This is a genomic window from Halomonas sp. ABH4_019, assembly GCF_056159885.1.
This window is the reverse complement of sequence record NZ_JBSWWC010000001.1, coordinates 721,426-744,491: the sequence shown is the minus strand read 5'-3', so window position 1 is coordinate 744,491 and position 23,066 is coordinate 721,426. Positions and strand designations below refer to the sequence as shown.

The window sequence follows — 23,066 nt, the reverse complement described above, 5'->3', positions numbered from 1 at the left end:
CTACTCCTGGGGAAAAGGCGGATTCATTCCGGCAGGTCGATCACCAGCTCCTTGGAGCAGGCGCGCGAGACACAGACCATGATGTGGTCGGCCCGCTCGGCGTCGGACAACACCAGATCGCGATGGTCCGCCTCGCCCTCGATCAGCGTCGAGCGACAGGAGCCACAGGTACCGCTTTCACAGGAATAGGGCACGTGATGGCCGTTCGCCCGCAAGGCTTCGAGAATCGAGACGCCCGCCGGCACCGGGATCGCTTCGCCGGTCCCGTGCAGACGCACCGTGAACGGCGTGTCGTTTTCTGCCGAGGCTTGCTTCTGGGCACCGAAATCCTCGAAGTGCACGCTGGAGGATGACCAGTGGCCGGTCATGTCGCGCACCGCTTCCATCAGGCCGCGCGGGCCGCAGCAGTAGATATGCGCGCCCTTGGGCTGCTCCAGCACCGGCCACAGGTCGTAGGAGTCGTCCGGATCGCCGTGGTCATGATGGATCACCACCTTGCCGCGGAATTCGGGACCGCTGAGCTCCTCAAGGAAGGCGGTTTGTTCCGGCTCGCGGGTCAGGTAGTAGAGCTTGAACGGCTTGCCACCGGTAGAGCGCAGGTGGTGGATCATCGACAGGATCGGGGTGATGCCGATGCCGCCGGCGATGAACACGTAGCGTGCCGGATTGCCTTTCAGCTCGAAGTCGTTGACGGGGGCCGACACCTGCAGGCGATCTCCCACCCGAGTGTCATCCACCAGGCTCTTCGAGCCACCGGTGCCCGCCTCCTCACGCTTGACCGCGATGACATAACGGTCTCGCTCTTCGGGATCATTGCAAAGTGAGTAGCGGCGCACCTGGCCATTCGGCACCTCGATGTGCAGATGGGCACCGGGGGTGAACTCGGGCAGTTCGTCGCCCTCCGGGTGGGCAAACTCGAGGCGATAGATGCCCTCGGCGATGGCATCCAGCGCGGTAACCTCCAGCGCGGTCATGGGTACTGCATTGTCAGTGGTCGCCATGGGGGACTCCCTCGTTGTTGTCGTGTCGCCAAATGCTTTTATATCTAAGTATTTTCATGGCGCGAATGCAAGGCGCGGCGTTGCGACTTTAGTCGCGTGGCCGTGAGCTCTCCCGGCGGCACTCCCGTCCCTGACGCTCAAGCTTGTGGTGCCTGGGTAGCACCCTGGCGCCTGCACGACGGCCATGCACGAGAAGCGCCGATGTATCTGTCGCGGGCTGGGAGGAAAGGGGCAATTCGGGGGAGGGCGTGGTCTTGGTGCACCAGGGGGCATGCATCGCCCGCCTCGGCGGGGCGCGAGCGGTGCGTCGCCGTCGCACCCCGATCTCTCGGCGGGCGCCTTCGCCCCGCGAGGCTTGCGATTGGCACGAGTTGGCCCGTCTCTTGCTAGGTCTTGATGCCGTCGCCTGCGTCGCGGCGCTTGTCCCTACGACAACACGAGGATGCGACCCATGAACGATATCGCCCCGCTGACCCTGCTGCCCCAGGACCGCTTGACGCTCGCCAGTGGCCTCGAGAGCGAGGACCTGCAGCGCTACCGTCGACTCGCCCGGGACCTGGCCGCCCGCCATGCCGACATCAGCCGCGTGGTGGCCGACCTCGGTGCCGAGTGCGAACAGCAGCTCGATGCCCTGACCGCGGCCGCCGAGCGCATGGAGCTGGCCGCCTGCATCACCCGGGACGAGGCGCCGGCGATTCCCACGATCGAGGACATGAGCGTCAGCCAGGCGCTCGAGGAGGCGCTGGACGCGGCCGACGAGGCCAGCCGCCTGTCGCGCCTGCTGCTGGACACCAACGTCACGCCGGAGCTCGAGACGGCGCTGCTGGCCTTCGCCCGCCACAAACAGGCCGAGTGCGGCGTGCTGCGGGAGTGCCTGACGGTCCACGTGCCATAACGGGAGGCGGAAAACGAAGACGCCCCCGGCAGGCCGCGAACGGCCTGCCGGGGGCGTCTGTCATCGCGGGTGGTGCGGCCTCAGGCGCTGGCCTCGACCGCCACCGCCTGGTCGCCACGCTTGAGCGCCGCATAGCCCAGCCCGGTGATCAGGCTGCCGGCGAGAATGGCGAGCAGGTAGCCGATCACCGGGGTGATGGCGTTGGGTATCAGCAGCACGAAGATGCCGCCGTGGGGGGCCATCAGCTTGGCGCCGAACAGCATCGACAGCGCGCCGGTCACCGCACCGCCGACGATGCTTGCCGGGATCACCCGCAGCGGGTCCTTGGCGGCGAAGGGGATGGCGCCCTCGGTAATGAAGCACAGCCCCAGCACGAAGGATGCCTTGCCGGCCTCGCGCTCGGGCTCCGAGAACTTCGCGCGGGCCACGAAGCTCGAGATGCCCATGCCGATCGCCGGCACCATGCCCGCCGCCATGATCGCCGCCATGGGGGCGTAGGTCTCGGAGGCCAGCAGGCCGACGCCGAAGGTGTAGGCGGCCTTGTTCACCGGCCCGCCCATGTCGAAGCACATCATGGCGCCCAGCAGGCCGCCCAGCAGCAGGGCGTTGGTGGAACCCATGTTCTCGAGGAAGTCGGTCAGCCCCGAGAGGATCGCCGCCACCGGCTCGCCGACGATGTAGATCATGGTCAGGCCGGTAACGAGACTGGCCAGCAGCGGGATGATCAGGATCGGCTTGAGCGACTCGACGCTGGCCGGCAGCTTGACGTAACGGGTCACCGCCTTGGCCGCGTAGCCCGCCAGGAAGCCGGCCAGAATGCCGCCGATGAAGCCGGCGCCGATTTCGGAGGCCAGCATGCCGCCGATCATGCCTGGGGCGATGCCGGGTCGGTCGGCGATGGAATAGGCGATGTAGCCGGCCAGCACCGGCACCATCAGCGCGAAGGCCGTGCCGCCGCCGATCTGCATCAGCGCCGCGGGCAGGGTGCCTTCCTCCTTGAAGGCCTCGATGCCGAACACGAACGACAGCGCGATCAGAAGGCCGCCGGCTACCACCATCGGCAGCATGAAGGACACCCCGGTCAGCAGGTGCTTGTAGACGCCCTTTTCCTTGAGGCTCTTCCTGGCCTCGCCGCCGCCCGAGGGCGCACTGCCGTCTTCCACCGTGGCCTCGGCCAGCGCCGCCTCGATGGTCTGGCGGGACTTCTTCAGCGCGCTGCCGGTGGAGGTGCGGTAGACCCGCTTGCCGGCGAAGCGGGTGGGGTCGACCTCGATGTCGCAGGCCAGGATCACCACCTCGGCGCCTGCGATCTCTTCGTCGGTGAGCTGGTCCTGGGCGCCCACCGAGCCCTGGGTCTCCACCCGGATCGCATGGCCGAGGGATTTCCCCGCTTCACTGAGGGCTTCTGCGGCCATGAAGGTATGCGCCACCCCGGTGGGGCAGGCGGTCACGGCGACGATGCGCTGGCCGCCGGCCGCGGCGGCTGCCGCGTCGCCGGGCTCGAAGGCCCCGGCCTCGCGCTCGGCGCGTTCGAGGAAGCCGCCGGGATCGGGCAGCGCCTGGTCGATGGCGGCGTGGAACAGCCGCTTGCCCGCGAAGCGCTGCGGGTCGGGCACGTGGTCGGCGGCGACGACGATCAGGTCGGCGGCCGCGATGGCCTCGGCGGAGACCGGCTGCACCGGCGCAAGCTCGCCGTGCATTTCCACGGTGGTCTGCCAGCCGAGCCGCTCGGCGGCCTGCTCGAGTCGCCGGGCGGCGAGGAAGGTGGTGGCCAGGCCGCTGGGGCAGGCGGTGATGAGGATGGCGTTCATGCGAGGGCTCCCCCGGCGTCGTCACCGGCCAGGCGGTGGACGCGCGTCTGTTGTTGGAGTGACGGGAAATCGGTGGCGCGGGCGTCGCCCACGCCGAGATGGCGGACCGCCTCGGCGGACAGTGCGGCGGCCAGGCGCAGCGCCTCGTCGGGCGCGTGGCCTTCGAGCACCCCGTGCAGCAGGGCGGCCAGCAGGGTGTCGCCGGCGCCTACCGTGCTGGCCACCGTCATGGGCGGCGGGACGGCCTGCCAGGCGCCGCGGCGGCTGACCCACAGCACGCCCTCGGCGCCGGCGGAGAGCACTGCCTCCTCGATGCCGGCGGCATGCAGCCGACGGGCGGCGTCGAGACGTGCGGCGTGGCTGTCGAGCGGCGTGCCGGCCCAGGCGGCGAGCTCGTGCTCGTTGGGCTTGACCGCGGTGGGGCCGGCGGCGATGGCGGCCTCCAGCGCCGCGTCGCTGGTGTCCACCCATACCGGCAGGCCGGTATCGCGCAGTCGGCCGATCAGCTCGGCCAGCGCGCCGGGCGAGACGCCGGGCGGCAGGCTGCCGGCGATCACCACCGCCGCCGGGCGGCGGGAGGCATCGGCGGCCAACTCATCGAGCCAGGCCAGCAGGCGCCCCCAGGCGTCGGCGTCGATGGCAGGCCCCGGGCCGTTGATGTCGGTGACCCGGCCGTCGGCCTCGGCGAGCTTGGCGTTGATGCGGGTCTCGCCAGGCACGCGCAGGAAGGCGTCCTCGAGCCCCTGGGCCTCGAAGGCGCGCAGGAAGGGGCCGTCGTTGTCGGCGCCCAGGAAGCCCGAGACGCAGACCTCGTGGCCGAGGGCGGCCAGCACCCGGGCCACGTTGACGCCCTTGCCGGCGGCCTCCAGATGAGTGGCGCTGGTGCGGTTGACCTCGCCGGGCGCCAGGCGCGAAAGCGACACCGAGAGGTCCAGGGCCGGATTCAGGGTCAGGGTCAGCAGGCGGGCCATCAGCGCGCCTCCAGGGCGTCGCGGACCGCCTCGCCGGTGGCCTGAGAGAGCGCCAGCGCGGCCTGGGCGCGGGCTTCCTCGAGGTCGAATTCGCGCAGCCGTGCCTTGACCAGCGGCACCTGGCGGGCGCTGACCGAGAGCTCGTCGACGCCGAGGCCGACCAGCACCGGCACCGCGGTGGCGTCACTGGCCAGCTCGCCGCACACCCCGACCCACTTGCCCTCGGCGTGGGCCGCGGCCACGGTCATCTCGATCAGTCGCAGCACCGACGGGTGCAGGCCGTCGGCCTGGGCCGAGAGCTCGGGATGGTCGCGGTCGATGGCCAGGGTGTACTGGGTCAGGTCGTTGGTGCCCACCGAGAAGAAGTCGACTTCGGCGGCCAGGGTCGGCGCCAGCAGGGCGCTGGAGGGCACCTCGATCATCACCCCGAGCTGGACGTCGTCGCTGCGCTCGCCGGCCGGCAGCTCCTCGAGCAGCCGGTCGAGGATGGCGCGGGCGGCGCGGAACTCGGCCACGTCCTTGACCATCGGCAGCATGATGCGCAGCGGGCGGCCGACGGCTGCGATCAACAGCGCCTTGAGCTGGGTCTCGAGCACCTCGGGCCGGGTCAGCGCCAGGCGGATGCCGCGCAGGCCGAGGAAGGGGTTGCTCTCCTGGGGCAGCGGCCAGTAGGGCAGCGGCTTGTCGCCGCCCACGTCCAGGGTGCGGGCCACCAGCGGGCGGCCGTCCAGGGCGTCGAGGGCCTCGCGGTACTCGGCGACCTGGGTGTCCAGGTCCGGCAGCGAGGCGTGGGCCATGAACAGGAACTCGGTGCGCAGCAGGCCGACGCCCTCGGCGCCGCGCTCCACGGCATCGGCGGCGTGGGCGGTGTTGCCCAGGTTGGAGGCGACCTCGACGCGATGGCCGTCGCGGGTACGCGCCTCCTCGAAGCGGGCCTCCCAGGCCTCGGCCTCGCGGCGGCGGCGCTCGGCCAGGCGCTGCTCGGCAGCCTGGCGGCGCTCGGCGGCGGGATTCGGGGTCACGCGGCCGCGCTCACCGTCGAGGATCAGCTCGGTGCCATTGTCGAGCAGCAGGATGCGCTCGCCGGCGCCGACCACGGCCGGGATCCCCAGCGCCCGGGCCAGGATGGCGCTGTGGGCCGTGGCCCCGCCGCGGGCGGTGAGCAGCCCGCGCACCCGGCTGGTGTCGAGGCGCGCCACGTCGGAGGGGCCGATGTCGTCGGTGACCAGGATGTAGGGGTGGTCCGGCGGCTCGGGCAGCTCGACCCGACACAGGATGCCCAGCACCCGGCGGCCCACGTCGCGCAGGTCGGCGGCGCGCTCGGCGAGCAGCTTGTCGGCCAGGCGCTCCTGGGCCTGGGCGGCGGTATCGATCGCCTCCCACCAGGCGGCCTCGGCGGAGGCGCCCTCGTCGATGCCCTCGCGGGCGGCCTGGTGCAGCTCGGGGTCGCCGAGCATCTCCTCGTGCATCGACAGGATCTGCGAGACCTCGCCGCCGCGGGCCTGGCCGATCAGCGCCTCGAGCTGGTCGCCGCCCTCGCGGATGGCGTCGTCGAGCCGGCGGCGCTCGACGGCCGGATCGGCGGCGCGGGCCGGATAGTCGAAGCTCGGCGTGGTCAGCACGAAGGCCGGGGCGATGGCCAGCCCCGGCGAGGCGGCCACCGCCGGGTGGGCGGTGTTGTCGGCCAGCGGCTCGAGGGCCGGGGCGTCCTCTTGTTCCATCGCTACCGGTTCGCGGTGGGCATCGAAGGGCTCGACGTGCTCGCCGAGGCCGTCCTCCACGGCACGGCAGACCGCGTCCAGGGCGGCCTCGGCGCCGTCGCCCTCGGCGCTGAACACCAGTCGTTGGCCGCGGCGGGCGCCGAGGTTGATGACCTTGGTCAGGCTGGCGGCCGAGACGGCATCGAAGCCGCCCTCGGCCAGGCGCACGCGCACCGCCGTGTCCTGGGCGCGGGCCACCCGGACCAGCTGCTTGGCCGGGCGGGCGTGCAGGCCGTGGGCGTTGAGCACCGTGGCCTGGCGCTGGCTGGCGGCGGCGGACTCGCCGGCCAGCCGCGCCAGCAGGGCGCCGGCGTCCAGGCGGTGAAGGCTCTCGGGGGCGTCGCCGTCGAGCAGCGCCAGGATGCGCTCGAGCAGGCCGCGGTGGGCCTGGCCCTGGGCGGCCAGGCAGAACACGCCCTCGACCGGGGCGTCATCGGCCTGCAGGGGAGCGGCCGGGGTCGCCAGGGCCAGCGCCGGCACGCCCACGCCCCGGCCGCTGGCCACCAGCCACAGGCCGCGGCCCAGGGCGCGCGGAGTGGCCTCGGCAATGTCGGCGACGAAGGCGGCGTCGACGCACTCGGCCTGTCGCAGCCGGGCGGCGCCGGCCAGCGCCAGCTCGTGATGATCGCGGGCGGGGAAGCCCAGGCACAGGGTGTCGGCGTCAAGCCTCGCCTCGACTACGGCCTTCGACAGCAGCTCGGCGATCTCTGAGGCTTGCTCGGCGCCGGCCAGGCGCTCGGCGATGCCGTCCTGGTCCAGCACGTGAGTCAGCTGGCGCAGGATGTCGAGGTGCTCGTCGCTCTGGGCGGCGATGGTCACCAGCACGTGGACCCGCTGGCCGTCGTGCCACTCGACGCCCTCGGGGAACTGCAGCACCCGTACGCCGGTGGCGCGCACGTGTTCGCGGCTCTCCGGGGTGCCGTGGGGAATGGCGATGGCGTTGCCGAGGAAGGTCGAGGACTGGGCCTCCCGGGCATGCAGGCCGTCGCGGTAGTCGGGAGCGACCAGCCCGGCGGCGTGCAGCGATTCGGCGGCCTGGTCCAGCGCGGCGCGCCAGTGCTCGGCCCGGCAGCCGAGCAGGACGTCTTCCTGGCGTAGCGTCAACATGGGTGTCTCCGGTTCGTCGAGGTGCGACGCCGGGCCGTTCCGTGGTTCCCGTGGCGTTGCAGCGGCTTGTGTACGGTAGATGAATCGTGTCACCTTCATTATCACGAATGCTGGATCGCTTCACCTCGCTTGGCAAGGCCGAATGTCTACGACTTTGGCAGGGGGATGGCAGGGCGACGGTCCGGCGTAGAATGCCTCCCAACAGTCTAGGGGGAGTCCATGACGCTCGCGGAAATCGCTCGTCTGGCCGGGGTCTCGCGCACCACGGCCAGCTATGTCATCAACGGCCAGGCCGAGAAGCGGCGCATCAGCCAGGAAACCATCGACAAGGTGATGGCGGTGGTGGACCGCCATCGCTATCGGGTCGACCCGCAGGCGGCCGCCCTGCGGCGCGGCTCCAGCCGAACCCTGGGGCTGATCGTGCCCGACCTGGAGAACGCCACCTACGCGCGGCTGGCCAAGCGGCTGGAACGGGGCGCCCGGGAGGCGGGCTACCAGCTGCTCATCGCCGGCTCCGACGACCGCCCCGAGGTCGAGCGCGACCTGGCGCTGGCGCTGCGGGCGCGGCGCTGCGAGGTGCTGATCACCGCCAGCAGCCTGCCCATGGACGATCCCTTCTACGTCGAGCTGCAGGACGAGGGGCTGCCGGTGGTGGCCGTCGACCGGGGCTTCGATGCCCGGCGCTTCGTCAGCGTGGTCAGCAACGACGCCGAGGCCGCCGAACGCCTGGGCGCCTCGGTGCTGGCGGCCGACTCGGCGCGGGTGGTGTGGCTCGATGCGGTGCCCTGGCTGTCGATCACCCAGGAGCGGCGTGCCGGTTTCCAGCGCGCCCTCGCGGGACGCGACGTGGCGTCGCTGTCGCTGGCCGGGGAGCGCTACGACCGCGCCGAGGGTGCGCGGCTGATGCGCCGCGTGCTCGACGAGCACGGGCTGCCGGATGCCCTGGTCACCGCCTCCTACTCGCTGTTCGACGGCGTGCTCGACACCCTGCTCGAGGCCGGCGGCCTGCCGGCGTCGCTGCGCCTGGCCACCTTCGGCGACAGCCGGCTGCTGGATTTCCTGCCGGTGGCGGTCAACTCCGCCGTCCAGGACCACGACCGCATGGCCGAGGCGGCCCTGGCCAGGGCCCTGGCCGCTGCCGGCGGCGAGCAGCGGCCGGGGCGCGAGGTCATTCCGCGGCGAATGCGCTGGCGCGGCGAGGCGAGCCGGGCGGCGGCGTCCTGAGGCGATCGGGCGACGGGCATTGTGCCGGCGGGGCAGGCTTGCGATGATCTCGCCGATCACCGCCATGCAGGAAGTGTCGAGTCGTGGACAAGTTCGAGGTAAAGCTGGATCAAGCCGCGCGTGCCGCCTGGCTGTCGTACGTCGGCGGTCGCACCCAGGACGAGATCGCCGCCCAGTTGGGGGTCTCTCGCCCCGGGGTGCAGCGGCTGCTGGCGCTGGCCCGCCAGGAGGGCCTGGTCAAGGTCCGCGTCGACCATCCGATCGCCAACTGCATGGCCCTGGCCGAGGCGATCCGCGACCGCTTCGGCCTGGAATTCTGCGACGTGGCGCCCGCCGACGCCGGGCCCTCGGACAGCGAGGCCCGCTACCTGGCGGTCGCCGCCGCCGAACGGCTTTCCCGCTACCTCGATCGCAGCGAGCCGCTGACCCTGTCGCTGGGCACCGGCCGCTCGGTGCGCGCCACGGTGGAGGCGCTCAGTCGCATCGAACGGCCCCAGCATCGCTTCGTCTCCCTGGTGGGCAACGTGGCCCGCGACGGTTCGGCCAACCGTTTTGATGGCGTGATGATCCTGGCCGACAAGACCGGCGGCGAGCGCTTCCTGCTGCCGGCGCCGGTGGTCGCCGGCTCGGTGGCGGAGAAGGAGGCGCTGCGCGAGCAGGCGCTGTTCCAGGCCATCACCGAGGTCGCCCGGCAGGCCGAGGCGGCCTTCGTGGGGGTAGGGCGCATCGATCGTCAGGCGACCCTGTTCCAGGATCACTTCATCAGCGAGGCCGAGCTCGACGAGCTGATCTCCGGCGGCGCGGTCGGCGAGCTGCTGGGCTGGCCGATGAACGCCCGCGGCGAGCTGGTCGATTGCTCGACCAGCCAGCGGGTCACCAGCCTGCCGCTGGAGATGTTCCGCGAGCAGACCCTGGTGGCGCTGGCCGGCGGGCGCGACAAGGGGCCCGCGATTCTCGCCGCCCTGCGCGGCGGCTGGCTGAAGGGCCTGGTCACCGACGAGCACGCCGCCCGCTACATCGTCGACACCGAGATGGCCCGCCAGAGCGCCTGACGCCCGGGTGACGACATGACGTCCGTTCCCATCGAAGGGTCGCTTCTCGGGATCCCTGAAGGCCCTTTCCTGCGCACCTTGCCCTCCTAAAGTCTAGGCGCTTCGGCTTTGCTTTTTCCGTCGTCGAGCATGATCATTTGATCATCATTTGAGTTAATTGATCATTTTTCGGGGCGCCCCACAACGCTCTCCGACCGGGCCGCCGCGCAAGCGCCCGGGACAATCGATTCATCACCATGCCACGATCCAACAACAAGGAGTTCGACATGGCCCATGCCAAGGCCGAAGCGGACCGGCGCATCGCCCGGATGGACGATGAGCAACTGCCCGTACCGCCACATCGACGACACCGGGGGCGCCACTTCGCCGGCCTCTATGCCGCGGAGCACGTGGCGGCGACCGAGTTCGTGATCGGTGCGACCTTCGTCGCCCTCGGCGCCGGCATCTGGGACATCCTGATCGGCCTGCTGGTCGGCAATACCCTGGCGATCCTCAGCTTCTGGCTGATCACCGCGCCGATCGCGGTCAAGACCCGCCTGAGCCTTTACACCTACCTCCAGCGCATCGGCGGCGACGCGATGTCGCGCCTCTACAACTGGGCGAACGTCATCATCTTCAGCGCCATCTCCGCGGCGATGATCACGGTGTCGGCGACGGCGGTCAGAGTGCTGTTCGATATTCCCCCGCAGGTCGCGCCGTACCCCACCGACACCACCTTCGTCCTGCTCGCGCTGGCGGTGGCGGCCATCGTGGTGCTGGTGGCGGTGTTCGGCTTCAACGCCCTGACCGAATTTGCCAGCATCTGCGCGCCCTGGCTGATGATGATGTTCACCGCCGGTGGCATGGTCTTGCTCCCGGAGCTGGCGGAGTCGCTGACCGGCGCCACGACCCTGGGCGGTGCCTCGGGCTTCGTCGAGATCGCCGGGTCCACGGTGTTCACCGGGGTCAACGTGCAGGGCGAACCGGGCATCGGCATCTGGGAGGTCATCGGCTTCGCCTGGGCAGCCAATACCTTCGCGCATTTCGGCCTGATCGACATGGCGCTGCTGCGCTACGCCAGGAAGGCACGCTACGGCCTGGCGTCCAGCACGGGCATGATGTTCGGCCACTATGTCGCCTGGATCTCCGCCGGCCTGATGGGGGCGGCGACCGCGGCGGTGACCCAGACCAGCATCGCCGTCCTGGAGCCGGGCGACGTGGCCTGGCATGCGTTGGGCGCGTCCGGGTTCGTGATCGTGATCGTGGCCGGCTGGACGACGGCGAACTCCAACCTCTATCGCGCCGGCCTGGCGGCCCAGGCGGCACTGCCCGGATGGTCACGCAACAAGGCAACGCTGCTGGTGGGGCTCGGCGTCGCCGTGGCCAGCTGTTTCCCCTTCGTCTATCGGAGCATGCTGCCGCTGCTCACCTATGCCGGACTCATCCTGGTGCCGGTGGGCGGCATCATCTTCGCCGAACACCATCTCTTTCCCAGGCTCGGCTTCAGCCGTTACTGGGCGCGCTACAAGGGGCTCAAGCACAACGTGCCGGCGCTGGCAACCTGGGGCATCTCGCTGGCCTTCGGCTTCGGCCTGAACGGGCTCGGGATCATTCCCTTCTACTACCTGTTCCTGCCGACCTGGGGCGTGTCGATCGCCGCTTACACGCTGCTGGCCAAGCGGCATGGTGCCGCCGAGGCCTACCCCGACGCCGAAGCCGCCGAACGGGACTTCCAGGCGCGGGTCCGCGAGCATCAGGCGCAACAGGCGGCGGGGGAGCGCCGCGAACCGGTCAGGGACACCTCGCTGCCGACGCGGATCATCCGCGCCACCTGGATCGTGGTCGGCCTGCTGATACCGATGGTCCTGGCGTGGCGGGTGCTGTTCGACAGTCCCGACCTGGCGGCCTACCACGCGAATCGCGAGGCCTTCCACGACATCACCATCTGGTGTACCGCCGTCTATTTCACGTTTGCCTACTGGGGGCTGAAGCGGGCCAAGGCCGGGGACCGGGAGAGAGTCTGCCCGCAGGCGTCGCCTACGTCATGAGAACGAGGCGTCGACCGGGGCGAGCCGTCGCCCGCCGCGGAGCGACTGTCCCGCAGGATTTAGCCTAAAGTCTAGGTCGTGTGGCTTTGCTTTTTTTGGGGGTGTGTTCGATCATTTGATCGAAAGATGAGTAGATTGATCAATCCAGCGACACGCCTTCGGACAACAACACAACACCCTCCCACCAAGGAGCATGCCATGAAGCTGTCCCGTGCGATCCCCGCCATCGGCCTGGCCGCGGCCGGCGCCACCGCCGCCCAGGCCGAGACCATCACCGTGGCCACCGTCAACAACAACGACATGGTGATCATGCAGAGCCTGACCGGTGCCTTCGAGCAGGCCCATCCCGATATCACCCTGGACTGGGTGGTGCTCGAGGAGAACGTGCTGCGCCAGCGCCTGACCACCGATATCGCCACCGGCGGCGGCCAGTTCGACGTGATGACCATCGGCACCTACGAGGTGCCGATCTGGGCCGAGCGCGACTGGCTGGCGCCGCTCGACGAGCTGCCCGCCGACTACCGGGTCGACGATCTGCTGCAGTCGGTGCGCGATGGCCTGAGCGACGACGACGGCACCCTGCATGCCCTGCCGTTCTATGCCGAGAGCTCGATGCTCTACTTTCGCCGGGACTTGTTCGAGCAGGCGGGCATCGAGATGCCCGAGCAGCCCACCTGGGAGCAGGTCCGCGACTGGGCCGGCCAGCTGCATGCCCCCGACGACGAGACCTACGGCATCTGCCTGCGCGGCAAGCCGGGCTGGGGCGAGAACATGGCCTTCGTCTCGACCCTGGTGAACACCTTCGGCGGGCGCTGGTTCGACATGGACTGGCAGCCGCAGATCGATTCCCCGGCCTGGCAGGAGGCGATCTCCTTCTACGTCGAGCTGCTGGGCGACTACGGCCCGCCCGGCGCCAGCTCCAACGGCTTCAACGAGAACCTGGCGCTGTTCTCCCGCGGCAACTGTGCCATGTGGGTCGATGCCACCTCGGCGGCGGGCAAGCTCTATAACCCCGAAGAGTCGACGGTGGCCGACCAGCTCGGCTTCGCCCCGGCACCGGTGGCCGAGACGCCCAAGGGCTCGCACTGGCTGTGGTCCTGGGCGCTGGGCATTCCGGCCTCGTCCGACTCGAAGGATGCGGCCCGTGAGTTCATTACCTGGGCGACCTCGCAGGAATACATCGAGCTGGTCGGCGAGCGCGAGGGCTGGACCAGCGTGCCGCCCGGCACCCGGGTCTCCACCTACGAGAACGCCGACTATCAGCAGGCCGCGCCCTTCGCCGACTTCGTGCTGAACGCCATCCAGGGCGCCGATCCCACCGACTCGACCCTGGAGCCCAATCCCTACGTCGGCGTGCAGTTCGTGGGCATCCCCGAGTTCCAGTCGGTCGGCACTCAGGTCGGCCAGATGGTGGCCTCGGCGCTGACCGGCGAGACCTCGGTCGAGCAGGCCCTGCAGGCCGCCCAGCGCGCCACCCAGCGCACCATGGAACGTGCCGGCTACTTCGAGTGAGCCGCGTGGGCCGGCCGGGGCAGGGCCCCGGCCGGCCGTTACCCACCTTCCATTTCCCATGGGTCAGATCATGAACAAGACACGATCCTCCGGACGCACGGTCGGGGGGCTGCGTACCCTCTCGCTCCAGGCGCCGGCCGTCACCCTGCTGTTTCTGTGGATGATAGTGCCGCTGGCGATGACCGTATGGTTCTCGCTGCAGCGCTACAACCTGCTGATGCCCGGCATGACCGGCTTCGCCGGGCTCGAAAACTACGAATATCTGTTCACCGACCCGGCACTGTGGTCGGCGATCGGCACCACCCTGCTGCTGGTCGGCTGGGTGCTGGCGATCACCGTGGTCGGCGGCACCCTGCTGGCGGTGCTGTTCCAGCAGGAGTTCCTGGGCCGCGGTGTCGCCCGGGTGCTGGCCATCTCGCCGTTCTTCGTCATGCCCACGGTCAGCGCCCTGGTGTGGAAGAACATGATGATGCACCCGGCCAACGGCGTGCTGGCCTGGCTGGCCGAGTCGCTGGGCCTGCCGGCGCTGGACTGGTTCTCGTCGCTGCCGCTGACCTCGATCATCATCATCGTTGCCTGGCAGTGGCTACCCTTCGCGCTGCTGATCCTGCTCACCGCCATGCAGTCGCTGGACGACGACCAGGTCGAGGCGGCGCGCATGGACGGCGCCGGGCCCATCGCGATCTTCTTCTTCATCACCCTGCCGCACCTCAAGCGGGCGATCAGCGTGGTGATCATGATCGAGATGATCTTCCTGCTGACCATCTTCGCCGAGATCTTCGTCACCACCTCCGGCGGTCCTGGCCTCGCCACCACCAACCTGGCCTACCTGATCTACATCCGCGCGCTGCTCGACTTCGACGTCGGCATGGCCTCCGCCGGCGGCGTGGTGGCGATCGTGCTGGCCAATATCGTCGCCATCTTCCTGGTCCGCATGGTGGCCAGGAACCTGGACAACTGACACGGGAGCGCCGCCATGACCACCGCAAGAACCAAATCGATGAGCGCCGCCGGCACTACGCCGCAGGCCACGCCGAGCCCGCTGTTCGCGTCCCTGCGCAGCCGGCGCCTGTGGCTGACCGTGCTCGGCTGGAGCGTCGCCGGAGTGATCTTCTTCCCGATCTTCTGGATGGTGCTGACCGGCTTCAAGACCGAGGCCGCGGCCGTCGCCGATCCCAGCCTGATCTTCTCGCCGACCCTGGACAGTTACGCCGAGGTCCAGAGCCGCGCCGACTACCTCCACTTCGCGCTGAACAGCGTGGTGGTGTCCTTCGGCTCGACCCTGCTGGCGCTCGTGATCGCCATTCCTTCGGCCTATGCCATGGCCTTCCTGCCGACCAAGCGCACCAAGGGCACGCTGCTGTGGATGCTGTCCACCAAGATGCTGCCGCCGGTGGGGGTGCTGGTGCCGATCTACCTGCTGTTCCGGGACGTCGGCCTGCTCGATACCCGCCTCGGGCTGACCATCGTCTACACGCTGATGAACCTGCCGATCGTGGTGTGGATGCTCTACACCTTCTTCAAGGACCTGCCCAGGGACATCCTCGAGGCGGGCCGCATGGACGGCGCCGGCACGCTGCAGGAGGTGTGGTACCTGCTGCTGCCGCTGACTCTGCCGGGCATCGCTTCAACGGGGCTGCTGGCGGTAATCCTGAGCTGGAACGAGGCCTTCTGGAGCCTCAACCTGACCTCCTCCCAGGCCGCCCCGCTGACCGCCTACATCGCCTCCTTCTCGAGCCCCGAGGGCCTGTTCTGGGCCAAGCTCTCCGCCGCCTCGACCATGGCCATCGCACCGATCCTGGTGTTCGGTTGGCTCACACAAAAACAGATGGTCCGTGGCCTCACCTTCGGTGCCGTGAAATGAATGCCCGACGCTGCCGAAACGCCGGTGTTCGGCTGGCGCTCTTGCCCAGCCCGGAAGCAGATGGTTCCCGGTCTGACTTTCGGTGCCGTGAAATGAATGCCCGACGCTGCCGAAACGCCGGTGTTCGGTTGGCGCTCTCGCCCAGCCCGGAAGCAGATGGTTCCCGACCTCACCTTCGGCGCCGTCAAATAATGAGGATTCCCTGATGTCCACGCTTCAACTCAAGCAGATCACCAAGAGCTTCGGCGAGACCGACGTCATCAAGGGCGTCGACCTCGAGGTCAACGACCGCGAGTTCGTGGTCTTCGTCGGCCCCTCCGGCTGCGGCAAGTCGACCCTGATGCGCATGATCGCCGGGCTCGAGAGCGCCACCTCCGGCGATATCGTCATCGACGGCCAGCGCATCAACGAGGTGGGGCCCGCCGACCGCGGCCTGGCCATGGTGTTCCAGAGCTATGCGCTCTATCCGCACATGACCGTCGAGGACAACATGGGCTTCAGCCTGCGCCTGGCCGGGGCACCGAAGGCCGAGCGCCGGGAGAAGGTGCTCGAGGCCGCCCGGATCCTGCAGCTCGAGCCGCTGCTCGACCGCAAGCCCAAGGCGCTGTCCGGCGGGCAGCGCCAGCGCGTGGCGATCGGCCGCGCCATCGTGCGCAACCCGAGCATCTTCCTGTTCGACGAGCCGCTCTCGAACCTCGACGCGGCGCTGCGCGTGCAGATGCGCATCGAGCTGGCGCGCCTCCACGAGGAGCTCGACGCCACCATGATCTACGTCACCCACGACCAGATCGAGGCCATGACCATGGCCGACAAGATCGTGGTGCTGCAGGGCGGGGTGGTCGAGCAGGTGGGTTCGCCGATGGCGCTTTACCACCATCCTCGCAACCGCTTCGTGGCCGGCTTCATCGGTTCGCCGAAGATGAACTTCCTGCCCGTGGAGGCCACCGAGGCCGGCGCCGAGGGCGTCAGCGTGCGCCTGCCCGGCGGGGATGTCACCCGGGTTCCGGTCGACGGCCAGTGGCAGGCCGCGGGCGCGGCCCTGGAGCTCGGCATCCGGCCGGAGCATCTGGTGCTCGACGACCAGGGGCCGCTGTCCGGCGAGATCCAGGTCCTCGAGCGCCTGGGCGGCCAGACCTCGCTCTACGTGAGGATGGGCGAGCAGACGGTGACCATCATGGCCGACGGCGATGTCGCCCACCGCGTCCACGATACGCTGCGCTTCGGCTTCGAGCCCGGGCGCGCCCACCTGTTCGACGCCGACGGCCTGGCCCTGCCGAGCCTCGAGCCGCATCCCCTGGCCGGCCTGAGGCGCCAGGACAACCGCGTGGCCTCGAGCGCCGACAGCGAATGAGAGGCATGCCCATGGACACCCTGATCTTCGACTGCGACGGCGTGCTCGTCGACAGCGAGACCATCGCCGAGGCCACGCTGATCCAGCGGCTCGCCGAATGGCTGCCGGACATCGAGGTCGAGAGGCTGCTGGCTCAGGCGCTGGGCATGACCACCGCCGACATCCTCGCCCATCTCGAGGGCCTGAGCGCCCATCGCCTGCCGCCCGAGGCCCTGGGCCGCCTCGACGACGAGATCGAGGCGCGCCTGGCCGACGAACTGCGCGCCATCGACGGCGTGGCCGGGGCCATCGCGGCGCTGGACCTGCCGATGGCGGTGGTCTCCAACAGCCGTCGCCAGCGCGTGATGGCGTCGCTGGCGACCACCGGGCTCGCGGCGCGGCTGGGTGAGGCGCCGATCTTCACCGCCGACCAGGTGGAGAAGCCCAAGCCGGATCCGGCGGTCTATCGCCACGCCGCGGCACGTTTGGGGCGTACCCCGGATGACTGCCTGGCGGTCGAGGACAGCGTCTCCGGCGTTACCGCCGCCCACCGCGCCGGCATGACGGTGATCGGCTTCATCGGCGCCAGCCACGTGCCGCCAGGCCAGGCCGAGCGGCTGCGCGAGGCGGGGGCCTGGCGAGTGATGTCGCACATGGACGAACTGGCCGCGCTGGTGGCGCACTGGCAACGGGCGCGCCGGACGGCCGCGGGCCGATGATTCGATACCACCTTCCAGCGAGGACGACAGCATGAAACTTCACGACAGGGTCGCCGTGATCACCGGCGGCGCACGGGGCATCGGCCTGGCCATCGCCGAACGCTATCTCACCGAGGGCGCCCGGGTAGTGGTGGCCGACATCGACGCGGCGGCCATCGACGAGGCCGTGAATGCCCTCGACGGTGGCGAGCGCGTCGCGGGCATTCGTCTGGACGTCTGCGACCGTGCCTCCATCGACGCCATGGTCGCGGAGACCGTCCGGCGCTTCGGCGGCATCGACATCCTGGTCAACAACGCCGCGGTGTTCGACATGGCCCCGGTGCTCGAGGTCAGCGAAGACAGCTACGACAGGCAGTTCGCCGTCAACGTCAAGGGCGCCTTCTTCACCCTGCAGGCGGTAGCCCGGGCGATGGTGGAACGCGGGCAGGGCGGCAAGATCATCAACATGGCCTCCCAGGCCGGCCGCCGCGGCGAGCCGCTGGTCAGCATGTACTGCGCCTCCAAGGCGGCGGTGATCAGTCTGACCCAGTCCTGCGGGCTGGCGCTGATCGAGCACGGCATCAACGTCAACGGCATCGCCCCGGGCGTGGTCGACACCCCGATGTGGGACGAGGTCGATGCGCTGTTCGCCCGCTACGAGGGTCGCCCCCTTGGCGAGAAGAAGCGCCTGGTGGGCGAAGCGGTGCCCTACGGGCGCATGGGGCGGCCGGAGGATCACGCCGGCGCCGCGGTGTTCCTGGCCAGCGACGACAGCGATTACGTGGTGGCGCAGACGCTGAACGTCGACGGTGGCAACTGGATGAGCTGACGGTCACTACCTCTGCCGATCGGCACCGGGGACAAGGCGGAGCGAGGGTCCTACGCCAGGGATGGCGTCGGTAGCGCCCAAGGACGGGTTCACAGCGCCCTCGCGCAGGCTTGTCGCCGGGAAAGTCGATCAATCGGCGGAGTTTGGAAGAAGCGCAGAGTGTCCGTATTCCGGAATCACTTCGTTGCTCTGTTCCAATACGCCTTGATTGAAAAGGGACAAGACCAATGACTCCCAATATCCATGAGGTGGCCGAGCGGGTGCTGGAGGCGGCGGGGGAGAGCCGGCGCTTCATCGTCGCCCTGGCGGGCCCGCCGGCCGCCGGCAAGTCGTTCCTCTCGGGCTGGCTGTGCCGCGAGCTCAACGCCCGTGAGCCCGACAGCGCCGCGGTGGTACCGATGGACGGCTACCACTACGACAACGCCGTACTCGAGCCCCGGGGCCTGGTGCCCGTCAAGGGCGCGCCGGAGACCTTCGACTGCGACGGGCTCACGCACGACCTGGAGCGCCTCCGCCGCGCCGATCGCCCCGTCGCCGTGCCGGTGTTCGACCGGCCGCTGGACCTGGCGCGGGCCGGGGGCCGGCTGATCACCCTCGAGCATCGCCTGGTGATCGTCGAGGGCAACTACCTGCTGCTCGACCAGGGCCCCTGGCCGTCGCTGCGACCGCTGTTCGACATGACGCTGTTCCTCGAGGTGCCCGACGAGCTGCTCGAGGCGCGGCTGATCCAGCGCTGGCGGGAGATGGGCCAGGACCCGGCCGGCGCCATCGAGCGCGCCCGTCACAAGGACATGCTCAACGCCCGCCTGATCAAGGCCGCCTCGGTGGCCGCCGACCTGCACTGGGTCGCCGGTGACTGAGCCCGACCCTTCCCCTTTCTTACCCCTTTCGACTCGACCGCAACACGCGCCAGGAGACGTCCCATGATCCGACTCGCTACCGCCCACCTGGACCGACTGGCCCCGGAGGTCGCCCGGCCGTCCTACGACCGCGCTGCGGTCAGCGCCGGCATCGTCCACTTCGGGGTGGGCGGCTTCCACCGCGCCCACCAGGCGGTGACCCTCGACGACCTGATGAACCGCGGCCTGGCGCTGGACTGGGGCATCGTCGGCGTCGGGGTGATGCCCGGCGACCGGCGCATGCAGCAGGCGCTGGCCTCCCAGGACCACCTCTACAGCCTGGTGGTCAAGCATCCCGACGGCCGTCGCGAGCCGCGAGTGATCGGCTCGATCATCGACTACCGCTACGCCCCGGACGACCCCGAGGCGGTGATCGAGCTGATGGCCGATCCGGCCATTCGCATCGTCTCGCTGACGGTCACCGAGGGCGGCTACAACTTCCATCCGGTGACGGGCGAGTTCGATCTCGACAACCCCGACGTGCGGCACGACCTGGCCGAGCCGGCCGCGTCTTGCACCAGCTTCGGGCTGATCACCGAGGCGCTGGCGCGGCGTCGCGCGCGCGGCCTGGCGCCCTTCACCGTGATGTCCTGCGACAACATCCAGGGCAACGGCGAGGTGGCGCAGCGCATGTTCACCGCCTTCGCCCGTGCCCGCGACGCGGCACTCGCCGCCTGGATCGAGGCCGAGGTGCCGTTTCCCAACTCCATGGTCGACCGCATCACCCCGGTAACCACCGCCGACGACATCGAGGAGCTGGCCTCGCGCTTCGGCGTCGAGGATGCCTGGCCGGTGGTCTGCGAGCCCTTTACCCAGTGGGTGCTCGAGGATCGCTTCGCCGCCGGTCGCCCGGCCTTCGAGGAAGCCGGGGTGCAGGTGGTCGAAGACGTCGAGCCCTATGAGCTGATGAAGCTGCGCCTGCTCAACGCCAGCCACCAGGCGCTGTGCTACTTCGGCACCCTGGCCGGCTACGGCTATGCCCACGAGGCCAGCGTCGACCCGCTGTTCGTCGATTTCCTGCTCGGCTACATGACCCACGAGGCCACGCCGACCCTGGCGCCGCTGCCCGGCGTCGATCTCGACGCCTACCGCCGCACCCTGATCGAGCGCTTCGCCAACCCCGAGGTCAAGGACACCCTGGCCAGGCTGTGCGCCGAGAGCTCGGATCGCATTCCCAAGTGGCTGCTGCCGGTGATCCGGGAGCAGCTCGCCTGCGGCGGCGAGCTGCACCGCGCCGCGGCCGTGGTGGCCAGCTGGGCGCGCTATGCCGAGGGCGTCGACGAGGCGGGCGAGCCGATCGAGGTCGTCGACCGCCTGAAGGACGAGCTGATGTCTCTTGCCGGCCGGCAGCATGACGAGCCGACCGCCTTTATCGACAATCGCGAGCTGTTCGGCGACCTGGCGGGCGAGGAGCGCTTTCGCCGGGCCTATCTGTGGGCGCTGGAGCGCCTGCAGCGTGACGGCGCACGCGCTACGCTGGAGGCGCTGGTCGAGCGAGAGGACGCATGATGTACATCGGCGTGGACTGCGGGACCCAGAGCACCAAGGTGGTGGTGGTCGACATCGACGGCGGCCGGATCCTCGGCGAGGCGAGCCGCCCTCACCGCCTGGAGGCGGGGGAGGGCGGCCGCCGCGAGCAGGATCCCGCCGACTGGATCGACGCCTTTCGCGGCGCCTTCCACGACGCCGTGGTCCGCGCGGGCATCGAGCCCCAAGCGATTCGTGCCATCGGCGTGTCCGGCCAGCAGCATGGCCTGGTGGCCCTGGACGCCGCCGATGAGCCGGTGCACCCGGCCAAGCTGTGGTGCGACACCGAGACCGCGGATCACAACGCCGCCCTGGTCGAGCGCCTGGGCGGCGAGGCCGGTTGCCTCGACAGGTTGGGACTGGTGCTGCAGACCGGCTATACCGCCTCCAAGCTGGCCTGGCTGCGCGACGCCCGGCCCGAGGCCTACCGACGCATCGCGACCCTGCTGCTGCCCCACGACTACCTCAACTTCTGGCTCACCGGCGAACGGGTCGCCGAGGCCGGCGACGCCTCGGGCACCGGCTACTTCGACACTCGCGCCCGCCGCTGGCGCGAGGACGTTCTGGCCGAGATCGCCCCGGAGCTCGACCCGGGCCGGGTGCTGCCGCGGCTGATCGGCGCCCGCGAGCCGGCCGGCACGGTGCGCCCGGCGCTGGCCCGCGAGCTGGGGCTGGCCGAGGGCGTGGTGGTCTCGAGCGGGGGCGGCGACAACATGCTGGGGGCCATCGGCACCGGCAATATCTCACCGGGCCTGGTGACGCTGAGCCTCGGCACCTCGGGCACGGTCTGTGCCTTTTCTCCCGAGCCGGTGGTCGCCGACGACGCCCAGGTGGCCAACTTCTGCGCCAGCCACGGCGGTTGGCTGCCGCTGATCTGCACCATGAACGTGACCTCGGCGACCACCCGGGTACGCGAACTGTTCGGCCTCGACCTGGCGGCCTTCGGCGAGCGACTCGCCGCCGCGCCGATCGGCGCCGAGGGCGTGACGGTGCTGCCGTTCTTCAACGGCGAGCGGGTCCCGCCACTGCCCCAGGCCACCGGCAGTTTCCTGGGCCTGACCGACGTCAATGCCACCCAGGCCAATCTGTGCCGGGCGGTGGTCGAGGGCGCGACCTTCGGCCTGCGCTACGGCCTCGAGCGGCTCGGCGGGTTGGCCCGGGACGCCAGCGAGATCCGCCTGATCGGCGGCGGGGCCAAGAGCTCGGTGTGGCGGCAGATGGTCGCCGACATCCTGGCCACCCCGGTGATCTGTCCCGACATCACCGACGCCGCGGCGTTGGGCGCGGCCCTGCAGGCGGCCTGGTGCGAGGGTTCCGCCGATGCCTCGCTGGACGCGCTCTGTACCCGGCTGGTGCGCCTCGACGAGGACTCCCGGGCCGAACCCGACGGCGAGCGCGTCGAGGCCTATCGGGGCGTCTATGCGCGCTATCGCCGGTTGCTGGCCGAGCACCATGGCGTGATGGCCTGAGAGCCTCGCCCAGGGTCTCCCTTGCCGGGGTCTCCACCACGACACCGGTGACAAGACACTCCTGACGAGACAGCGCCCGATGACGAATCGTCATCGGGCGCTGTCGCGATCGGGCGCCGTTCAGGCCGTGGCGAGGTCGTCCCGGGTGGGCAGGGCGACATAGCTGCCGGGGCGGGTGACGGCGTGGGCGCCGCAGCGGCAGGCGAAGGCCAGCGCCGCTTCCAGGCTCGCCGTGTCGCGATGCCAGCCTTCCTCGAAGCCGCCCTCGGCCAGCGCCGCCAGCAGCCCGCCGATAAAGGCATCGCCGCCGGCGGTGGTGTCCACCGGCTCCACCGCCGGCGGCGCGACCGAAAGCGACAGGCCGGCGCCCAGGGCGCGCACGTCGCCGCCGCCGTCGGTGATCACCGCCAGTTTGACCCCGGCGGCCAGGCGCTCGGCCAGCCAGGCCTCCTCGGGATGGTCGCCGCGCAGGTCGTCGACTTCCTCGCGGGACAGCTTGAGCAGGTCGGCGGTGTCGAGCAGCCGGGTGACCAGGGCGGCGTCGGCGCGGCCCTCGGCCCACAGGTTGTGGCGCAGGTTGGCGTCGACGCTGACCACGCAGCCGGCCCGGGCGGCCATCTCGGCCATGGCCAGGCTGGTCTCGGCGATCTCGGGGTCGGTCAGGCTGTTGCTGCACAGGTGCAGGATCGCCGGTTCGGCGAAGATCCCCGCCGGCAGGTGCTCCAGGCGATAGAGCAGGTCGGCGGCGGGCGGCCGGTAGAAGTCGAAGGTGCGCTCGCCGTCGGCGTCCCGGGAAACGAAGGCCAGCGCCGTGCGTGCCTCGCGGGTGCGGCACACGCCGGAGAGGTCGACGCCCTGGGCGCCCAGGGCCTCGGCCAGGAAGTCGCCGAAGTGGTCGTCGCCGAGCATGCCGAGGAAACGGCTGGGCACGCCGAGCCGCGCGCAGGCCACGGCGACGTTGGCCGGAGCGCCGCCGGCATAGGGGGTGAAGGTCTCCGTGGTCCCGTCGGTGGCGTCCCCCAGGCGGCTGGAGAGCATGTCGACGAGGGCTTCACCGAAGGCGATAACGGGCAGCATGGTCGTGGTTCCT

Annotated in this window: 18 protein-coding genes; 13 read left to right on the top strand and 5 right to left on the bottom strand. The window is 70.2% G+C overall.

Annotation, left to right across the window (positions count from 1 at the left end; all coding sequences use genetic code 11):
• Positions 1–23: 23 nt before the first annotated feature.
• Entirely contained in the window at positions 24–1,001 is a 978-nt protein-coding gene (locus ACXAFN_RS03360; RefSeq protein WP_474986175.1) for a PDR/VanB family oxidoreductase, read from the bottom strand.
• A gap of 451 nt (positions 1,002–1,452) precedes the next feature.
• Between ACXAFN_RS03360 and ACXAFN_RS03355 the strand changes: the two genes are divergently transcribed.
• A complete protein-coding gene (locus ACXAFN_RS03355; protein ID WP_474986173.1) occupies positions 1,453–1,896 on the top strand; it encodes a hypothetical protein in 444 nt (147 codons plus the stop codon).
• An 80-nt stretch (positions 1,897–1,976) separates the two neighbouring features.
• On the opposite strand, the gene ACXAFN_RS03350 is transcribed toward ACXAFN_RS03355, so the two are convergent.
• The 3 genes from ACXAFN_RS03350 to ptsP are packed head-to-tail and all read right to left on the bottom strand — an operon-like array spanning position 1,977 to position 7,545.
• Positions 1,977–3,707 carry a PTS fructose-like transporter subunit IIB gene (locus ACXAFN_RS03350; protein WP_474986171.1) on the bottom strand — a complete coding sequence of 577 codons (1,731 nt, stop codon included), beginning with the start codon at positions 3,705–3,707 and terminating at the stop codon, positions 1,977–1,979.
• Positions 3,704–4,678, bottom strand: a complete 975-nt coding sequence (pfkB, locus tag ACXAFN_RS03345; protein ID WP_474986170.1) for a 1-phosphofructokinase — start codon at positions 4,676–4,678, stop codon at positions 3,704–3,706. Before pfkB ends, ACXAFN_RS03350 begins: the two co-directional genes overlap by 4 nt.
• Positions 4,678–7,545: a phosphoenolpyruvate--protein phosphotransferase gene (gene ptsP, locus ACXAFN_RS03340; protein WP_474986168.1), complete on the bottom strand. Its 2,868-nt coding sequence runs from the start codon at positions 7,543–7,545 to the stop codon at positions 4,678–4,680. Before ptsP ends, pfkB begins: the two co-directional genes overlap by 1 nt.
• Before the next feature lie 219 nt (positions 7,546–7,764).
• Between ptsP and cra the strand changes: the two genes are divergently transcribed.
• From cra to xylB, 12 genes are all read left to right on the top strand, one after another.
• Entirely contained in the window at positions 7,765–8,769 is a 1,005-nt protein-coding gene (cra, locus tag ACXAFN_RS03335; RefSeq protein WP_474986166.1) for a catabolite repressor/activator, read from the top strand.
• A gap of 83 nt (positions 8,770–8,852) precedes the next feature.
• Entirely contained in the window at positions 8,853–9,821 is a 969-nt protein-coding gene (locus ACXAFN_RS03330; protein ID WP_474986164.1) for a sugar-binding transcriptional regulator, read from the top strand.
• Positions 9,822–10,087: 266 nt separating this feature from the next.
• Positions 10,088–11,848, top strand: a complete 1,761-nt coding sequence (locus ACXAFN_RS03325) for a purine-cytosine permease family protein (protein ID WP_474986163.1) — start codon at positions 10,088–10,090, stop codon at positions 11,846–11,848.
• Positions 11,849–12,046: 198 nt separating this feature from the next.
• Complete coding sequence (locus tag ACXAFN_RS03320; RefSeq protein WP_474986161.1) at positions 12,047–13,360, top strand: ABC transporter substrate-binding protein; 1,314 nt, start codon at positions 12,047–12,049, stop codon at positions 13,358–13,360.
• Between the two features lie 70 nt (positions 13,361–13,430).
• The gene (locus tag ACXAFN_RS03315; protein ID WP_394590752.1) at positions 13,431–14,321 is read left to right on the top strand and encodes a carbohydrate ABC transporter permease; all 891 of its coding nucleotides are present in this window, start codon (positions 13,431–13,433) and stop codon (positions 14,319–14,321) included.
• Positions 14,322–14,336: 15 nt separating this feature from the next.
• Complete coding sequence (locus tag ACXAFN_RS03310) at positions 14,337–15,224, top strand: carbohydrate ABC transporter permease (RefSeq protein ID WP_474986159.1); 888 nt, start codon at positions 14,337–14,339, stop codon at positions 15,222–15,224.
• A 205-nt stretch (positions 15,225–15,429) separates the two neighbouring features.
• A complete protein-coding gene (locus ACXAFN_RS03305; RefSeq protein WP_474986157.1) occupies positions 15,430–16,575 on the top strand; it encodes an ABC transporter ATP-binding protein in 1,146 nt (381 codons plus the stop codon).
• Between the two features lie 11 nt (positions 16,576–16,586).
• Complete coding sequence (locus tag ACXAFN_RS03300) at positions 16,587–17,273, top strand: HAD family hydrolase (RefSeq protein ID WP_474986155.1); 687 nt, start codon at positions 16,587–16,589, stop codon at positions 17,271–17,273.
• A gap of 31 nt (positions 17,274–17,304) precedes the next feature.
• Positions 17,305–18,081 carry an L-iditol 2-dehydrogenase gene (locus ACXAFN_RS03295; RefSeq protein WP_474986153.1) on the top strand — a complete coding sequence of 259 codons (777 nt, stop codon included), beginning with the start codon at positions 17,305–17,307 and terminating at the stop codon, positions 18,079–18,081.
• Between the two features lie 227 nt (positions 18,082–18,308).
• The gene (locus ACXAFN_RS03290; protein WP_474986152.1) at positions 18,309–18,941 is read left to right on the top strand and encodes a nucleoside triphosphate hydrolase; all 633 of its coding nucleotides are present in this window, start codon (positions 18,309–18,311) and stop codon (positions 18,939–18,941) included.
• 63 nt (positions 18,942–19,004) lie between these two features.
• The gene (locus ACXAFN_RS03285; protein WP_474986151.1) at positions 19,005–20,489 is read left to right on the top strand and encodes a mannitol dehydrogenase family protein; all 1,485 of its coding nucleotides are present in this window, start codon (positions 19,005–19,007) and stop codon (positions 20,487–20,489) included.
• Positions 20,489–21,976: a xylulokinase gene (gene xylB / locus ACXAFN_RS03280; RefSeq protein WP_474987466.1), complete on the top strand. Its 1,488-nt coding sequence runs from the start codon at positions 20,489–20,491 to the stop codon at positions 21,974–21,976. Before ACXAFN_RS03285 ends, xylB begins: the two co-directional genes overlap by 1 nt.
• 120 nt (positions 21,977–22,096) lie before the next feature.
• Here xylB and ACXAFN_RS03275 read toward each other — a convergent pair whose 3' ends face one another.
• A complete protein-coding gene (locus ACXAFN_RS03275; RefSeq protein WP_474986150.1) occupies positions 22,097–23,053 on the bottom strand; it encodes a carbohydrate kinase family protein in 957 nt (318 codons plus the stop codon).
• Between the last annotated feature and the right edge of the window lie 13 nt (positions 23,054–23,066).

Excerpts from the sequence above, each read along its gene's own strand:
- pfkB (WP_474986170.1), bottom strand. The coding sequence starts at position 4,678 with ATGGCCCGCCTGCTGACCCTGACCCTGAATCCGGCCCTGGACCTCTCG.
- ACXAFN_RS03295 (WP_474986153.1), top strand. The coding sequence starts at position 17,305 with ATGAAACTTCACGACAGGGTCGCCGTGATCACCGGCGGCGCACGGGGC.
- ACXAFN_RS03350 (WP_474986171.1), bottom strand. The coding sequence starts at position 3,707 with ATGAACGCCATCCTCATCACCGCCTGCCCCAGCGGCCTGGCCACCACC.
- ACXAFN_RS03300 (WP_474986155.1), top strand. The coding sequence starts at position 16,587 with ATGGACACCCTGATCTTCGACTGCGACGGCGTGCTCGTCGACAGCGAG.
- xylB (WP_474987466.1), top strand. The coding sequence starts at position 20,489 with ATGTACATCGGCGTGGACTGCGGGACCCAGAGCACCAAGGTGGTGGTG.
- ACXAFN_RS03310 (WP_474986159.1), top strand. The coding sequence starts at position 14,337 with ATGACCACCGCAAGAACCAAATCGATGAGCGCCGCCGGCACTACGCCG.
- cra (WP_474986166.1), top strand. The coding sequence starts at position 7,765 with ATGACGCTCGCGGAAATCGCTCGTCTGGCCGGGGTCTCGCGCACCACG.
- ACXAFN_RS03305 (WP_474986157.1), top strand. The coding sequence starts at position 15,430 with ATGTCCACGCTTCAACTCAAGCAGATCACCAAGAGCTTCGGCGAGACC.
- ACXAFN_RS03360 (WP_474986175.1), bottom strand. The coding sequence starts at position 1,001 with ATGGCGACCACTGACAATGCAGTACCCATGACCGCGCTGGAGGTTACC.
- ACXAFN_RS03285 (WP_474986151.1), top strand. The coding sequence starts at position 19,005 with ATGATCCGACTCGCTACCGCCCACCTGGACCGACTGGCCCCGGAGGTC.
- ACXAFN_RS03325 (WP_474986163.1), top strand. The coding sequence starts at position 10,088 with ATGGCCCATGCCAAGGCCGAAGCGGACCGGCGCATCGCCCGGATGGAC.
- ptsP (WP_474986168.1), bottom strand. The coding sequence starts at position 7,545 with ATGTTGACGCTACGCCAGGAAGACGTCCTGCTCGGCTGCCGGGCCGAG.
- ACXAFN_RS03290 (WP_474986152.1), top strand. The coding sequence starts at position 18,309 with ATGACTCCCAATATCCATGAGGTGGCCGAGCGGGTGCTGGAGGCGGCG.
- ACXAFN_RS03275 (WP_474986150.1), bottom strand. The coding sequence starts at position 23,053 with ATGCTGCCCGTTATCGCCTTCGGTGAAGCCCTCGTCGACATGCTCTCC.
- ACXAFN_RS03320 (WP_474986161.1), top strand. The coding sequence starts at position 12,047 with ATGAAGCTGTCCCGTGCGATCCCCGCCATCGGCCTGGCCGCGGCCGGC.
- ACXAFN_RS03355 (WP_474986173.1), top strand. The coding sequence starts at position 1,453 with ATGAACGATATCGCCCCGCTGACCCTGCTGCCCCAGGACCGCTTGACG.
- ACXAFN_RS03315 (WP_394590752.1), top strand. The coding sequence starts at position 13,431 with ATGAACAAGACACGATCCTCCGGACGCACGGTCGGGGGGCTGCGTACC.